Origin of the sequence: Desulfosediminicola flagellatus, assembly GCF_005116655.2 — a bacterium.
GTDB lineage: Bacteria > Desulfobacterota > Desulfobulbia > Desulfobulbales > Desulfocapsaceae > Desulfopila > Desulfopila flagellata.
In genome coordinates, this window is sequence record NZ_CP050698.1 from 2,194,585 (window position 1) to 2,209,771 (window position 15,187).

12 protein-coding genes and 1 riboswitch are annotated in these 15,187 nt (G+C 43.6%); of the genes, 5 read left to right on the forward strand and 7 right to left on the reverse strand.

The window, feature by feature from the left end; translation table 11 throughout:
- Positions 1 to 470: 470 nt before the first annotated feature.
- The 4 genes from FCL46_RS09125 (at position 471) to FCL46_RS09140 (ending at position 5,937) form a co-directional block, all read left to right on the forward strand.
- A complete protein-coding gene (locus FCL46_RS09125) occupies positions 471 to 1,964 on the forward strand; it encodes a metallophosphoesterase (RefSeq protein ID WP_136806174.1) in 1,494 nt (497 codons plus the stop codon).
- Between the two features lie 4 nt (positions 1,965 to 1,968).
- Positions 1,969 to 3,939, forward strand: a complete 1,971-nt coding sequence (locus FCL46_RS09130) for a CHAT domain-containing protein (RefSeq protein ID WP_136806175.1) — start codon at positions 1,969 to 1,971, stop codon at positions 3,937 to 3,939.
- A gap of 580 nt (positions 3,940 to 4,519) precedes the next feature.
- On the forward strand, positions 4,520 to 5,077 hold the full coding sequence (locus FCL46_RS09135; RefSeq protein ID WP_136806176.1) for a hypothetical protein: 558 nt from the start codon (positions 4,520 to 4,522) through the stop codon (positions 5,075 to 5,077).
- Positions 5,078 to 5,082: 5 nt separating this feature from the next.
- Positions 5,083 to 5,937 carry a site-2 protease family protein gene (locus tag FCL46_RS09140; RefSeq protein ID WP_136806177.1) on the forward strand — a complete coding sequence of 285 codons (855 nt, stop codon included), beginning with the start codon at positions 5,083 to 5,085 and terminating at the stop codon, positions 5,935 to 5,937.
- Positions 5,938 to 6,210: 273 nt separating this feature from the next.
- On the opposite strand, the gene FCL46_RS09145 is transcribed toward FCL46_RS09140, so the two are convergent.
- From FCL46_RS09145 to FCL46_RS09165, 5 genes are all read right to left on the reverse strand, one after another.
- Positions 6,211 to 7,134 (reverse strand): universal stress protein, encoded by a 924-nt coding sequence (locus tag FCL46_RS09145; RefSeq protein WP_136806178.1) that lies wholly within the window; start codon positions 7,132 to 7,134, stop codon positions 6,211 to 6,213.
- Positions 7,135 to 7,348: 214 nt separating this feature from the next.
- Positions 7,349 to 8,098, reverse strand: a complete 750-nt coding sequence (gene cobI, locus FCL46_RS09150) for a precorrin-2 C(20)-methyltransferase (RefSeq protein ID WP_136806179.1) — start codon at positions 8,096 to 8,098, stop codon at positions 7,349 to 7,351.
- 15 nt (positions 8,099 to 8,113) lie between these two features.
- Positions 8,114 to 9,088 carry an ABC transporter substrate-binding protein gene (locus tag FCL46_RS09155; RefSeq protein WP_136806180.1) on the reverse strand — a complete coding sequence of 325 codons (975 nt, stop codon included), beginning with the start codon at positions 9,086 to 9,088 and terminating at the stop codon, positions 8,114 to 8,116.
- Positions 9,075 to 9,878, reverse strand: coding sequence for an ABC transporter ATP-binding protein (locus tag FCL46_RS09160; protein ID WP_136806181.1), 804 nt, complete (start codon positions 9,876 to 9,878; stop codon positions 9,075 to 9,077). Before FCL46_RS09160 ends, FCL46_RS09155 begins: the two co-directional genes overlap by 14 nt.
- A complete protein-coding gene (locus FCL46_RS09165) occupies positions 9,865 to 10,908 on the reverse strand; it encodes a FecCD family ABC transporter permease (protein ID WP_136806182.1) in 1,044 nt (347 codons plus the stop codon). Before FCL46_RS09165 ends, FCL46_RS09160 begins: the two co-directional genes overlap by 14 nt.
- A 206-nt stretch (positions 10,909 to 11,114) precedes the next feature.
- Positions 11,115 to 11,304, reverse strand: a riboswitch (cobalamin riboswitch).
- 197 nt (positions 11,305 to 11,501) lie between these two features.
- Here FCL46_RS09165 and FCL46_RS09170 point away from each other — a divergent pair.
- Positions 11,502 to 11,897, forward strand: coding sequence for a hypothetical protein (locus FCL46_RS09170; protein WP_136806183.1), 396 nt, complete (start codon positions 11,502 to 11,504; stop codon positions 11,895 to 11,897).
- A gap of 173 nt (positions 11,898 to 12,070) precedes the next feature.
- Here the strand turns inward: FCL46_RS09170 and FCL46_RS09175 are convergent, their stop codons facing one another.
- Complete coding sequence (locus FCL46_RS09175; protein ID WP_136806184.1) at positions 12,071 to 13,048, reverse strand: hypothetical protein; 978 nt, start codon at positions 13,046 to 13,048, stop codon at positions 12,071 to 12,073.
- Between the two features lie 211 nt (positions 13,049 to 13,259).
- Complete coding sequence (gene sppA / locus FCL46_RS09180) at positions 13,260 to 15,101, reverse strand: signal peptide peptidase SppA (RefSeq protein ID WP_136806185.1); 1,842 nt, start codon at positions 15,099 to 15,101, stop codon at positions 13,260 to 13,262.
- Positions 15,102 to 15,187: the final 86 nt, after the last annotated feature.

The following is a 15,187-nucleotide window of genomic DNA, read 5'->3' on the forward strand; positions in this document are numbered from 1 at the left end:
CTCCAAAGTCAAAATGTATATGCTGCTGGAATTTCAACCTGTTTATGTAGCTCCCTTCATTTGTCCTTCGTAGTAAAGATCTTGATCATAGTACGTTTCAAAAATCGATATTGTCTGTTTTTATTGCTAGAAAGTACTGTCAGAGACATTGCGTTCGATGATATAATTCGGGTGATCTCTTGTAAAATTACACGATTGATTGTGATGAAAAAAAACAGCAGCGATTCGGTAATTGGCTTGGTGCTCCATTGCGAATGTAACGTGCTGTATCCTGATATCGTTTACCCATCTATCTTCAAGGCAGTCTACGTGATTGAGCTTGGTCGATTTTATAGAACTGAAACCGGTAGAATTGTGATTATTCCTGACTGTCGGTGTTGATCGCTTTTTGAGTTGATACATTACGGTTTATATAACCAATGCAACTGGCCTGAATCACCTCATGCACCGGAAACTTAAGGAGAATCCTTATGATGTTACCTGAATTTGATGAAATTCATGTTGTATCTGATCTTCATATGGGCGGAGAAGGGAGTTTTCAGATTCTACGGGAGACCGAGCGCCTGGCTGCTTTTATTAGCTGGGTAAAGGAGCAACGACCGTCAGAGCGGGTGGCGCTGATCTTGAACGGTGACATAATAGATACCCTGGCTGAAAAAGGTGAAGACTATATTGCAATAGATACGGCTGAAAAAATTGTTACACGAATTATGGAAGACCCATCGTTTAGTTCAGTGTGGGCAGCACTATCTGATTTTGTGAAAACAGATGGTCGATTTCTTGTAATTACCCTTGGTAATCACGATCTTGAACTTTCGTATCCTGTTGTACAGCGCATTATCACGCAGAGACTGGCAGGCAATCACCTGGAAAGTTGCGCACGCATCGAATTTTCTACAATGGGAGCAGGATATTCGTGCATGGTAGGAAATTCCAGGGTGTTCTGCACTCATGGCAATGAGGTGGATTCCTGGAATTACACCCGTTATGAAGACCTGGCCAAAGTCGCCCGACGTTTAAATGTCGATCGCAATCTGAAATCAGGCGAGTGGGAGCCGAATGCCGGAACCATGATGGTTAAGGATGTGATGAATGACGTTAAGAGGAAATATCCCTGGATTGATTTACTTAAACCTGAGAAGAATGCTGCAGTAGGTGTGCTGCTTGCTCTTGATCCCGGACAGGTTAAGAAAATTGGTCGCCTGTTACCAATAATCGGCGAAAAAGTTGAAGGTAATAAGGAGGTGGACCAACGACTTTCAGCAGAAGGGTATAGTGTGCCGCCAGCCGACAAGCATATTACGAGCAGTGTATATGACCTTCTGGGTGAAAACCTTACTCAGGCAGTTTTTCATTCAGATAAAAATACAGCGTACAGCGATGATGCACTTCTCCTTGAGGTTGAAAATGAATTTGAGACTGGCAGCGCAGTCACTGACCATCACGATGAAACACTTGGCGTAATGAGTGATACTTTCGATCGACTTAAGGCATTGTTTTCAAAATTGAGTAAAGGAGAATTACTCAGGAGATCCCTTCAGGACTGGCTTAAAGATGATCAGACTTTTACGGTAGATAACCAGGATGAAACATATAAAGAAATTGTCAGCAGTGTAGGTATAGGTGTCAATTTTATTGTAACAGGTCACACCCATCTTGAACGTGCGATTGAGGTCGATAAAAACCGTTTCTATTTTAACTGTGGAACCTGGATACGATTACTGCGGTTAACAAACGAGATGCTAAAAAGTGAAGCTTCATTCAAACCAGTTCTGGAAGTATTTGAAAAAGGTACGATGGAAGCCATTGATAAGGCCACATTCGATAAGAAACCGTTTGTGATTGATCAAAACAGTGCAGTGTGCATTGGAAAACATGGCAACCATGTGATTGGTCAACTGGTACATGTCGAGTATACTGGTAATACAGTGACGCCACGGGTTATTCAGCAATTTCAAAGGTGAGAAAATGACCGATATTCGAAATATAAAGCTCGAAATTCTACGGCCGGGGCCTGCTCACAACCAGCTTCTCTCTCCACTTACACAATATCTTGCGTTATGCGGAGCAGATGGTCCAGTGACCATTAATCAGCCGTTTGAACAGAGACAGCTTCTCACCCGGCTTAACAGGCTACGATATTTTATCGGTACCAATCAGGTTGCTCCAGAGCAGCGTGAGGCTGAACTTCGTGCGATAGGCGAAAGTATGGGCGACATTTTTGGACAGATCCCTGCTTTGCTTTCAGAATTAGGAAGTGCCAGATCAACCTGGGATAAGCTCGTACACCTGCGGCTTTCGCTATCGGCGTTTGAGCTTGGCCTTATGCCGTTTGAGACGGCAATTTCACCTGACGGTTTTCCCAGTTCCGGTTCACCGCTGTTTTTGCAGAAAACTCTACCTATTGTTCTTACCCGTGAGGTTCGACGTGGCCGACCGTTGCCGGTGAGCTGGGACAGGCCACCGAGAATCCTTTTTATATATGCTTCACCTGACGGCCTCGCAGAAGTTCCGGCAAAGCAGCATCTTGTAGCTATTCGTCGTGCGATTTCACCGTGGGTAACGATCGTGGATAGTGATGACGATAAATTGAAAGAAGTCAAAAAAATTATAACAGTGTTGTCTAATGCGACCCTTGAGCAGGTCCGTCATGCCTGTGTTGAGACAGAGTTTACTCATATTCATGTATTAGCTCATGGTGCATCGTACCAGAACGCCGGGGAGCGTCGATACGGTCTCGCGCTCTGCAGCAGTAAGAGCTCCTCTGAGATGGATGTTGTGGATGGAGAGCGGCTTGCTATAGCCATAACCGCAGATAGAGAAGCATCATGTGACAGTAGGAATCGACCGACAGTGTTGTCTCTAGCCACTTGTGACTCGGCTAACACAAACTCAGTGCTTACTCCGGGTGGGAGCATTGCCCATGAATTACACGCGGCAGGTATTCCATGGGTATTTGCTTCCCAATTTCCGCTTTATATGCGTGCCTCGAATATTTTCACCGAGGTGTTGTATAAGCGATTATTAAGGGGACACGATCCACGATGTGTACTGTATGAGTTGCGACAGCGGTTAAGAACATCCTGCCCTGATACGCATGACTGGGCGAGTATTGTGGCATATGCGACAGTTCCCTGGAATTTTGAGAATCAGGTCGAAAGCTTTCGTGATAAACAGATACGTAATCGTATTGAAATCAAATTTGCTCGAATAGATCATCTGCTAGAGCACAGCGAAGCTGGCGAGGCTGATGTGGAAACTGCCAACGAAATGGTCAAACTCTGTTCGGACATTCGGCAGGATCTCAAGGATTGGCGCAATACTTCTTCTGCATTGACGACTATCCAAGACCAGTCGGAGCGATTAGGTGTGAGCGCCGCCAGTGAAAAACGAATAGGAATAGCACTCCAGAATTTCAAACTGGAAGATGACGATAGTGATACGGCTACTAAAGTTTTAACAGCGTATGAGAATTCACGCAGATTTTATTGGGAGGCTCTGGAAGCAGATATTACAAATCATTGGGCGATTACCCAATATCTGTCTATGCTGGTTGTTACGCAAAACCAGGCGATTTCCGAGGTTTCCGGACTTGAGTTAAAGTACAGAGAATGGTGGGTTGCGGCCAGGCAGATGAGTAAGTGGCAATTAGCCAGTGCCAAAGAAAAAGATAAAGTCTGGGGATATGGAACACTCGCTGAACTGGAACTGCTTGGGGTATTTTTTTCTCCTGATACGTTCAATATGAAAAAGGCAAAAGAGGAAATCGGCAGATATTGTCGGAAAATTGTGAATATCTGCGGTCCTGATACATTTCCGGTAAAGTCAACTAAACGTCAGTTCTGTAGATATGCTGATACATGGAAAATTGCACAATGCCGTGCTCTTGCTAAAGTGGCTGTAGATGCACTAGAGAGCAATGAGCCATGGGAAATATAACGTTGTAGTGGTGGGAGTTTTGTTCAATAGTATGTTGAATTGAACAGATGGTTTTTTCGTAATTCAGATGCGCTCCAACCACCATCTATTGTTCAACGTCCTGTGTGAAGGTAACCGACAAATACACATACACTTTGATGATTGTTTGTAGCAGCTTTGATATGTTTTCAGCTGCTTGACTGGTGTTCGATTCTTCTGTCCTTTGGAAATCCGCAGGTAATCTTATCCTTTTCTATTCACTTCATCAGATCTCTTGAGTGCAGTAGTAGCATATTTAGAGTGGCATAATTGTTACCTCAGTGCTCTTTTCTTGCAGTTGTAATCGCTAATGTTATGATGCTCGGGGTTACAATTCCTGCCCAAATCGGGGGGTTGATTAGGTGAATCTACAGCAATTTTTTAGGTAGCGTATTGTAATTCAGGCATATTCCCTGATCGAGATTACTATCCGTTTAATCCAGGCACTATCTATCTGGTTTGCCGGGAGATGGTACGTGATATTAAGAGAAGTGTCCTTTCGGATATTGCCAGTAAATGTTAACGTATCAAGTAATTATATTTATATACTGGAGGTAAATGCGTGGCTGAAGAACAACAATGTCTTGAATGTGGAAAGCTTTTTACTGAAAATCTCGTTGAAACTGAACATGGCGCATTTTGCAGGCCGTGTTATGACGCACTTCTTACTACAGTTAAAGAACAGGTAGCAGTTCAAAATTCAGAAATCAACTATCCGCTTTCTTTGGCTGGCGGCCTCTTAGGTGCAGCTCTTGGTGTTTTAATATGGTGGGCTATAACGTTTTACTCTGGATATTCGGTAGGCATTGTGGCCATCGTAATCGGTATTACTGTGGCAAAAGGGATAACGGTATTTAATGGGAATAGGCGTTCGCAAAGTATACAACTGATGGCAGTCGCAATAACGGTGATTGCATTTTTCTATGCTGATTATCTTGTTGTGCGAAGCTATATACTCAGTGGGAATGAAGCAGAGTATATCAACATTTTAACATATCTGCCTGACCCAAAGATATTTTTGAATGTATTGAAAGAGACCTTTGAGGCGTTTAATCTCGTTTTTCTTGGTATTGCAATTTGGCAGGCCTGGACTATGACACGACCATATAAATTTGAGTAGAAGATATGATAACGGAGCAGGAACGAAAATTACGAAACCTTCAGATTGTGGCAGAGCATCATATTGCAGCAGGAGGAAAGGGCACTGCCGTAGCCGTAGAGGAAACACCATCAGCTGGCAGTACGATTAAAAAATGGGGAGCATTAGGGATTCCACTTATTTTTCTATTTGGAAAACTGAAATGGATTGCTGTAATTTTTAAACTCACAAAGTTGTCAACACTTGCAACAATGTTTGTTGCAATCTGGGTCTATGCTCAGCTTTGGGGAGCTCCTTTTGCAATTGGATTTGTCTTACTCATTTATATTCATGAGATGGGGCATGCGGTTGTGATGAACCGCCTGGGCATTAAGGCTGGAGCACCTATCTTTATCCCTTTTGTTGGTGCAATTATCGCCATGAAGGAGTTGCCGAGAAACGCCTATAATGAGAGCCTTATTGCAGCTGGCGGGCCTATTCTTGGAACCATTGGTGCAACTGTCTGCCTGCTTGTCGGCTGGCAGATGGACTCACAGTTTTTTTATGCTCTGGCATCTGTCGGATTTATGCTCAATCTGTTCAACATGCTCCCAATCTCTCCACTTGACGGGGGACGGATGACCGGGGTGATCAGTCAAAAAATAAAAATTGTCGGTTTGATTGTCGGCGGGTTCATTTTTTACAAAATGGGTTCACCGATTTTACTTATAATACTGATATTCGGTGTAATATCGTTATTTAAGAAAGATGTTATGCCCGAAGACTACTACAATGTGCCGTTAGGGCAAAAACGGTTGATCGGCGTCTTGTACTTTTTCATGATTTTCTTTATGACAGCAGGAATGTGGCTGGCTGATCAACCATTAAAACATTTGGTGTAGTTTTCGATGGTTCAAATATCAGATTGGTATAGCCACTACATAAGGGCTTGAACGGGTTGTGATGTAGTTGATAAATCTATTTGAAGAAAAAAAGTCTGTAAGGTGTGTAAAAACTACAGAGTAAAAAAGAGTTAGCCCGTTAGGCTAACTCTTTTTTTGTTTCGATCCAAAACCAGCGTGGTGTAATTGTGAAAAGCAGGACGTTAAAGGTGACTATACCTCCCTCCCACATTTCTCAGTAGTATTCTAACTACAAATTCTACTGTCTGCCTTTCACCCAACGACCCAAAGCGCTAAGTTTTCAGCCTGTACAACTGTTCGTTTGGAAACCCCTCCCAGAAATCCTTTAACCTCATTCGGTTTTCTTCTTCCGATGACTATTGTTCCACAACGATGTTTACGCGCAGCATTAATTATTGTTGTACTCTCTTCTATTGCTGTTGCCTGCGGTAAAGTCTCAATGCATTTTTCGGGGATTCCTGCATTTTTCAATAATTTAGTGGGACCGATGAACATGCAATCATTGCCTGATAAGTTTTTGTCACACCATTCCTTGCCCCATCTGTCGTAAAAATTTTCGGGTTTACACTGTTTGGGAGATGAGAGAAAGCCTTTAACGTGGAAGAGGAAAAACTGGACATCAGTTCGCTGGGAAAACACATGTGCAAGATGATCCACAGCCATAAGTGATGCCGGGCTGCCGTCAACCGGAACGAGGAGTCGTTTGGATTGTATCACGCCGTCAATAATCCATAGGGGAGTAGAACGACAGATATCGAATAGTGATGATGAGACAGAACCAAGGAGGAGTTCTCCAACAAGCCCCATTCCTCTTTTGGCGACAACGATTGAGTCTACAAGTTTTTGTTCTGCATGTTTAGTGATGCCGGAGGCAATATTTGCTGCTGATTGGCATGAGATAGTAATGCGGTCTTCAGGTATACCGAGTGAGGTCAATTTTCTGTTGGCTTTGCCTAGTAGTATGGTGCATTTCTGTTGACCCTTTGCCTGTGTGTGATCAGGCATAAGCGAGTTTCTCGGGTCTTCCGGCTCAGGCATAACCTCTGCCCCCTGGGGCTGGCAATTAAGCAGCAGAAATTTTACATCCGGATCAGCAGAAAAGAGATGTGCGACATAATCAAGGGATAAATTACTGCTAACCGAGTCGTCCAGTGCTATAAGTATTTGTTTTTCCATATTCCTCGTTCCATAGTAGTCGAATGGCGTATGCTATTAGAGTAAGCATTTGAATAGTGGAGCGTCAAATAAAAACAGTATATACGCTAAGAAGAAGAGGGCGTTTTTTTTTGAATGGTGAGAAAAAGGCACAAACATCATCTCTTTCATGAACGTTGTTTTAGCCGTCATGAAAGAGATGAAACACAGAAGTACAGTGATTTGGCGCCTGAACTTAATGTAATGGAAGAGTTGGTGCAGTGCCGCGTTTTCTAATAATAATTGTTGAGAAATAATGCGGATTTTCCGGGATCTTCGAGAGATCAGTGATAATCCGCTGATCATGCATTCCGGCTTTTTCAACATAGATGGCATTTTTTGTTAAACCGGTTTCTTCAAGTATTCTGCAGATACGGTCCATTACTCTGTGAACTTTCATAAGTACAATTGCGTCAAACTCTGCAAGTGCCTTTTTGATTTTCTCCTCACAGAACGTGGCTGGTACGACAGCGAGCATATCATCTCCGAGACAAACAGGAGTTGATGTGGAAGCAGAACAACTGCTCATAGCTGAAATCCCTGAGATAAATTTCACATGCATTTCAGGGCGTAAGCTCATGATGGTATCGTAGAGGTAATATCCGGTCGAATAGATCGCAGGGTCACCAAGTGTTGGAAAAGCTACGTTTTTGCCTGAATCGAGAAGGTTGAGCACCTTATTGGCAGCAGCTGTCCATGCGGCTGTGATTTCCGGATGCGCTTCTTTATCCAGCTCAATTTTTTTCATAGGGAAATATGTTTCATGTATCTCTTTAGCTGAGACGTCCAGCGCTTGCTGTACAATAGAGAGAGCTGTCGAATTTCCACTGGGTGAACCTTTGGGTGCAACTATGACAGGGCAATTCTTCAATGTGTTGAATGCCTTGATCGTAAGAAGATCGGGATCTCCCGGGCCGGTACCAACAATAAATAAAGTAGGTTGCATGTTCATTGCCATTTTTTAAAGAGTGTTGTGAGTAAGTTCACGCTGCTTCTGTACCACTGTTTCGTGAGTTGTTTGCGCATAAAGAAATGAATGTATTTTAAAAATTCCTTCAAGAAGGCGGATTGTTGGCCTGGAGACCAGCTCTTCTTCAATCAGGAATACTGATTTGTTTTGTACGGCTTTGATGAGTTGAAAACCCGGTTCTGCGTAAATATCTTCAAGAGTCACACGATTCATACGTCCGACCTGGCTTATGAAAATATCAATCAACTTGCCTTTGGCGAGTAAGCGTTCTTTGCCATATGGGGCAATATTGCTATTGTTTCTTGCCTTAGCATCAGGTGTTGCATTTATTCCGCCCGCTGTAAGCAATGTAAATGCAGTGATTGAATCCGGGGCAAAGGTCTTCATCTTTGCATGTATCGATTCAAAATATACTCGAGGGCGAGATGGCATGTCAGCGGGAACCCTGGTGGCCATTTCACTGACGCTGGTTTTAAAACTGTCAATCATTGCTTGTGCTTCATTTTCCCTGCCGCAGAGTTGGCCCAGTTGTTGCCAGTAGCTATACATTCCTTCGATACTGGTAGGCTGAAGAGAAACAAGTGCAATACCGGATGCCCTCAGTTTTGCAATGAGTTCCGGCTGTGATCGTGAAATCATCGGCCGGATCAGAATAAGATCAGGTGATGCTGCAAGGAACTTTTCAATATTATCTCTATAGCTGAATCTCTCTTTATTCGAGATATTCAGTGGATAATCATCTGATAAGCCAATACCAGTGAGTTCCTGGTCACATCCGAGATGAGCGAGATTTTCGGTGTGAGCCGGGTAGAGTGAAATGATCCGTGTAAAAGGTTTTGAGAACGAGATCGTATTGTTTTCATCATCGGTTATAACGGCAGCATGTAACTGGCCTCCATGAAGGACAATAGCGATAAAAACGATACATATATACGCTCTGTGTAATAATCGTTTATTGCTGATCATGAGTATACCTATACTGTATATGTGCTGTGTTTTCTGATGAGTAGGCAATATCAGCATCTACTGAAAATACATTTTTCAGCATCTCGCCGCTCAGAACATCATTTACAGGGCCGCTCGTATGAATCCTGCCATCCTGCATGATAACAAGTTCGTCACAAAAGCAGGCTGCAAGATCAAGATCATGAATTGCTGCAATAATTGTTGCATTGCTCTGTGTTACTCGGGTTCTAAGTGCATGCATGATATCAATCGAGTGCCGGACATCCAGGCTTGCTGTAGCCTCGTCGAGAACCATAACGTCAGTGTTCTGAGCCAGGGCGCGTGCTACAATAACTCGTTGACGCTCGCCACCTGATAGTCGTGTTATATATCGATCTTTCAGGTGGAAGATATCCAGAGTTTTCAAGCTTTTCATGACCAATTCAATGTCATGCGAACCTGGCTGGCCAAATCTTTCGATAAAAGGATGACGGCCCATCATGACTACCTCAAAAACTGTATACTCAAATTCCATCGAAAAGCTTTGCGGAACAAATGACAATTTTCGGGCCAGCTCAGGTTTGGGGTAGCTGTGAATTTTTGATGAATAAAACGTAACCGAACCGGTAGTTGGTTTTGCCGTGCCGGTAAGAAGATTGAGCAGGGTAGTTTTCCCGCTCCCGTTTGGGCCGATCAGTCCGTAGAGTTTCCCTTGCTGCAGTGTGAGGTCTATGTCGCTAAGACAAGGGAACCCCCGATAAGAAAAGGTGCAATCCGCAATATCGTAAACGGTGGTATTAGCTGAGGCCATACGCTGCTCCCAGCTGTCGTTTTCTGAATATATAACAAAAGCATGGACCGCCAATTAATGCGGTTAACACGCCAATGGGAATTTCGTGCGGGAGGATTGCCCGGGTAATTGTATCGGCTGTCAGAAGAAGTATTGAACCAGCAAGAAATGATGCTGGCAGCAAGATGCGATTATCAGGCCCGGCAAGCATGCGCAACATATGGGGAACAATCAAACCTATAAATCCGATGACACCGGAAACAGCCACGCAAATAGCAGTAACAAGTGAGGCGCTGATCAGCAGTTGTCTGCGTATTTTAGCACTGTCTACGCCAAGCGTATCAGCTGTAGTGGAGCCAAGAGCCATTATGTTGAGGTCACGGGCAAAGTACCAGGCAAAGATAAGACACGGGCTGAGAACACCTATCAGTAGCAGAACATCCTGCCAGTTCTTACCGACAAAGCTACCCATGAGCCAGAAGATGATAACGTTGACCTCTTCATCAGCCATATATTTAATGAATCCAATTGCTGCAGAAAGTATTGCTGCGACAATAACACCTGAAAGGATGAGGGTGTTTGATGATAATCGTGAGTCTCCAACAGAGAGAGCAAATACTGCAGCAAGGGTTCCAATTGCTCCTAAAAATGCCAGTACAGGCACAGACAAGGCAATGGGAATAGCAAAGCCCATTATTGACAATATAAACGCTGTAGAAGCACCAAATGCAGCACCTGAAGAAATTCCAAGCGTATATGGGTCAGCGAGAGGGTTGAGTAAAATTGCCTGAAAAACACAGCCGGCCAGAGCAAGACCGCCACCAACAAGAGCCGCCGTGAGAATTCGCGGCAATCGAACATCCATGATTACGACAGAGTATGTCTGATCAGCAACGGTCTGGGCAGCATTATTTCCGATGAATACATCAAGAACAGTACCGAGCACTTTAAGCGGAGGTATGGATATATATCCCATTCCAGTGGCTGCAATTATGGCGGCAACCAGCAGAAGGGTAAGTGCACCAAAAAGTAATGTTGACTTAACGCGCATTTAACCTCAGCAGGGTATACTGTTTCAGACAGGATGTGGTTAAACTATTTGTTAAAAGCAAAAAAACTCTCATTGATAATGAAGAAGTGACATCTGCATGAAACACATGGTTATCACAAAAAAATATCCCGGATCACACTATAAAGTGATCCGGGATATCCCTAATTATCCGAAATCTGTATTCCAAAAGAGCGTATCCGTGGCTCTGGTTGGATAACTTTCAGGTAGGTCTTCTGACTCCCGGATCTTCCTTGCCCTGAGCCTTCCCATCCTGTTTCGGACAGTGGCATTTTTTCAGGGGTCGTCACCGGTTACAGCGGCGGGCCCGTCTTCGATTTTCACGAAGTTCCCTATTAAGCTATACGATTGTTAGCACCGTATAAAATGTGCACCTGAGTTGTATAGTTACTCGTTACCCATATCAACAGTTCTTGTCAAGTGACAATAGAGTTAGCCTTATGATATACTTTTAGTAAAGGAGGTTTTTTATTGGTAATTGAGATTTCGGTTGTGGTATAAAATGTATATGGGTTTAAGTGCCACAAGTATTTGAATCTGAATATGTTTTCTCTTTAAGCTGTTTGGGAATTATTATGGAACGCATGAAATTACAAAGTAATCAGGTCGCATCTGAACGAATGGGTGGTATCCATAGACGCTATCTTCGCGCTGTTGTGTCAGGCTTCTCATGTGATATTGCTGATGGTCACCGTTTTATTGGTGGAAATGTAGAGAATGTCTCTTCAACAGGTTTTAAAATGACCGCGGTAGAAGACACATTCCCGGCAGAAGACTTTTATTATCATACTGTTGTCTCTGGTAATGGGAAACATTATAAGATAATTGCTAAGCCATGTTGGAAGCGTCAGACTGACGAAGGTCTGGAGATTGGTTTCAAAATCATTGACGCTCCCTGGGAATGGACAGAATTTGTTCTTGAAACTGTACCTGGGCAAAAGGCAAATATTCCAACTCACGGAAACGCCTGATCCGGTTTAGCAAGCTGTTTTAGCAACAAAAAATCAGTGTCAGTAGGGTGAGTAACACCTGAAAGTGTTCATTTGTGTTTTTTTCTCCCCCCCCCCTCTGCAATTCCGTCCTCTGTCTTGATGTGTCTTTCGGTTTTGTCCAGTAATTGCTGTAGTTTCGTGTTTGGAAACCTCTATACTAGACTCACATAATAATAAACGATTCCAACAAGTATCAGGCTAAGTACCCTGAACGACTGACTGAAGAAAATCAACTGGGCCGCGACTTTGGGTTTGAATATCCCTGCGTAATACGGAAACTGGTGTCTCACTGCCCGGAGCGGTGATGAAAGAATGTTTCCAACAAGCAGTGCTAAGATGATTTCACGTTGGGAAAGCGCTCCCTCCTGTAAAAGTGCGCCCGCAGCTGCAAGACCGGCTGTAAGTTCGGCAGCAAGGTGAAGGGTGATTATACCCATCGACTGGGGAGACAACCATGGGATAAATTCAAGGTATCCCGCAGCAAACTGCTCAAGCTCACGAAAGTATCCAACCCTGTGCATTATGAAAATAAGGATATATATGGGCACAGTGAACTTGATGATTTTGCGAATTCGCTTTTTAAATCTCTTCCAGCTCTTAATCGCGGCTGCCTTAAAATCTATTTTGGTAGAGTGTTCTGCCTGAGCCGTCGAAGTTTGAACTCCCTCAGGTTTGGTGAGCATACATCTGCTGATAATTACGATGCTTGCAGTTCGTAACACCGCGGCACCAAGTGTTATACCAATATATATAACTGCCGCACCGTGAATGAGCGGGAAAGTAATAAAGAAAATCGTGGGAAGATGAATGAAATAGGTCGGAAGGCTGTTGAAGAGATTTGCAAGGATCAACTCTCTCTTAGGGAGCTGTTGCTTGTCATAGGCCTCTGCGAGCATTGTATTGGCTGAAACCCCGGAAAACATGGCCAGCGAAAATGATGCTCCTGCTGTGTCAGACATGTGGCCAAGGCGGGTCAGGGGGCGTGCAAGAAGAGCAATCCATCGAGTCCAGTTCAGCGCTTCAATAAAATTAGCGACTAGTAAGCCTATAGAAATAAAGCATATTAAGCGGATGAGAGGCCAGCAAAGCCTCTCCCAAAGCATGAGAAAAAACTCAGGTGATAGTTCCATAATAATAAAATCGTAAAATAATAATGATCAATAGGCGGGAAGGCCTTGCTGGTGAATGTCCTGTTATTGAGGCTGCGTACAAATAGTCGGCATTGCTTGTTAGCATTTTGATTACAAATGTAACTGTATCATTTCAGATATCAAAGTGACTATCTCAACTAACAGACTGTTTTTCGTTTGCAATCAAAACACTATTTATAAGTAATCCGGGTTAGAGCGAAAGTTGTAACATTGCCCGCGCATAAATGCCATGAGGATCATCCATAAGTGCGAAGTCTGGTAACTCGTTACGAAACAGGTTGTAAAGGGACTTGACTGCAGGAGATAAAAATACATCTGGGAAGTGCGTTGCCATAGCCGATGTCAAGTGAGAGAGGATTTGATCTCTCATGCTGCTTTTGCGCTTACTGTATACAGGTACAAACGAGTCAAGCCCGGCGAGTTGTGCAGTTGCCTCAATTGCCTCATCCAGCGAACCCAGCTCATCAACGAGTTTTAGCTCTTTAGCCTGTTCTCCAGAAAATACACGTCCTTCCCCGATCAGAGATAAGTCTGCTCTAGATATATTACGTCCATTGTGGACGATGGTTAAAAAACGGTCATAGCCGTTATCTACAGTTAACTGTATGGTTTGTGCAAGCGTTGGTGTGAGTGGCTGGGTGAGGTTCATACCCGAGGACATACTGGTTGTACCAACACCGTCACTACGGATACCAACTCTGGCCAGAGTGCGTTCAAAGGTCGGAATTGCGCCGAAAATTCCAATTGAACCAGTTATAGTGTTGGGCGAAGCCCATATCTGGTCTGCATCTGCAGAAATCCAATAACCGCCTGAAGCGGCCATAGTCCCCATGGAGACAACAAACGGTTTGCCAGCCTTTTTGATTTCAAGAATTTCCTGGCGTATTATTTCTGATGCAAATGCGGATCCGCCACCAGAGTTAATGCGTAAAACAACTCCTTTGATAGAGTCATCCTCTCGTGCGTCGCGCAACTGATCTCCAAGCGATTCGCTTCCGATAACACCAGCAGGTTGATCGCCCCCAATAATAGTACCTTCAGCGATTATAACACTTATTCCATTGTTTTCTATTGTTTCAGGTTGCTGAGAAGGAGCTGTGATTTTGAGATAATCATCCATGGTAACTAAGTTAGGAGAGAATCCTAGGTTCATGGTTGTTAAATATTGGTTGAACTCTTCTCTGGTGAAAAGCTTATCAACCAAGCGGTTCTCAAGGGCCATTAATGCCGTATCACCGCGTGTTTTAATCAGGTTGGCTTCTATGTTTTCTATGTAATCGGTAAGAGTGTCGGGTGATAACCCTCGCTGACGCTCGACATCTTCAATATAGTTAGCCCAGAGTGTATTAAGCCAACTTGAATTTTGGCTGCGGGCTTCATCAGACATAGAGTTTCGAGTTATAGGCTCTATGGCAGATTTATACGTGCCAACGCGAAAAACATGATAATTCACCTGAAGTTTGTCTAAAGCCTCTTTGAAGTACAGCGGATATACCCCAAAGCCGTGCAACTCAACACCACCCATAGGATTGAGAACAATTGTATCTGCGTAGGACGCGAGGTAATAGTGTTTTTGGGTGTAATAATCCTGAGCTGCTATAACGGATTTGCCATATTCCTTAAATGTATTGAGAGCTTTGCCAATATCCTGCATCTGATTTAACCCGGCACGACCAAGTCCTTTGAAATCTAGGAGGATTACATTAATTGAAGGGTCATCTGCTGCAGAGTAGATAGCTGTAAGAATATCCTGAAGAACAATCTCACGCGGTTGCTGCTCCATGCCGAGGGCTTCTTCAATAAGATCGTCAATCGGGGCACTATTTTTACGGTCCTCAACAATATCCCCATGCAATTTAAGATGGAGCACGGAGTTTTCTTTGACAGTCTCATCAGGAGAAATAAAGAAACTCAGACATATAATAGCCAGAATAAAAAGAAAGACCGTGTTGACGATAGTGTTACGAACGATGCTGATTATACGTCCTGTGTAACGGAATATATTGAGAATTGAGAGAATAAGGTCTTTCATGTTTTTCCTTTCGATATTATTGGGTTCCAGTGAATCGGCTGCCTAATTTTAAACACTGGAATCACTTTTCACAAGACAGCAATGTC

Excerpts from the sequence above, each read along its gene's own strand:
- cobI (WP_136806179.1), bottom strand. The coding sequence starts at position 8,098 with ATGCAACCTACTTTATTTATTGTTGGTACCGGCCCGGGAGATCCCGAT.
- FCL46_RS09145 (WP_136806178.1), bottom strand. The coding sequence starts at position 7,134 with ATGGAAAAACAAATACTTATAGCACTGGACGACTCGGTTAGCAGTAAT.
- FCL46_RS09140 (WP_136806177.1), top strand. The coding sequence starts at position 5,083 with ATGATAACGGAGCAGGAACGAAAATTACGAAACCTTCAGATTGTGGCA.
- sppA (WP_136806185.1), bottom strand. The coding sequence starts at position 15,101 with ATGAAAGACCTTATTCTCTCAATTCTCAATATATTCCGTTACACAGGA.
- FCL46_RS09130 (WP_136806175.1), top strand. The coding sequence starts at position 1,969 with ATGACCGATATTCGAAATATAAAGCTCGAAATTCTACGGCCGGGGCCT.
- FCL46_RS09165 (WP_136806182.1), bottom strand. The coding sequence starts at position 10,908 with ATGCGCGTTAAGTCAACATTACTTTTTGGTGCACTTACCCTTCTGCTG.
- FCL46_RS09175 (WP_136806184.1), bottom strand. The coding sequence starts at position 13,048 with ATGGAACTATCACCTGAGTTTTTTCTCATGCTTTGGGAGAGGCTTTGC.
- FCL46_RS09170 (WP_136806183.1), top strand. The coding sequence starts at position 11,502 with ATGGAACGCATGAAATTACAAAGTAATCAGGTCGCATCTGAACGAATG.
- FCL46_RS09155 (WP_136806180.1), bottom strand. The coding sequence starts at position 9,088 with ATGATCAGCAATAAACGATTATTACACAGAGCGTATATATGTATCGTT.
- FCL46_RS09125 (WP_136806174.1), top strand. The coding sequence starts at position 471 with ATGATGTTACCTGAATTTGATGAAATTCATGTTGTATCTGATCTTCAT.
- FCL46_RS09160 (WP_136806181.1), bottom strand. The coding sequence starts at position 9,878 with ATGGCCTCAGCTAATACCACCGTTTACGATATTGCGGATTGCACCTTT.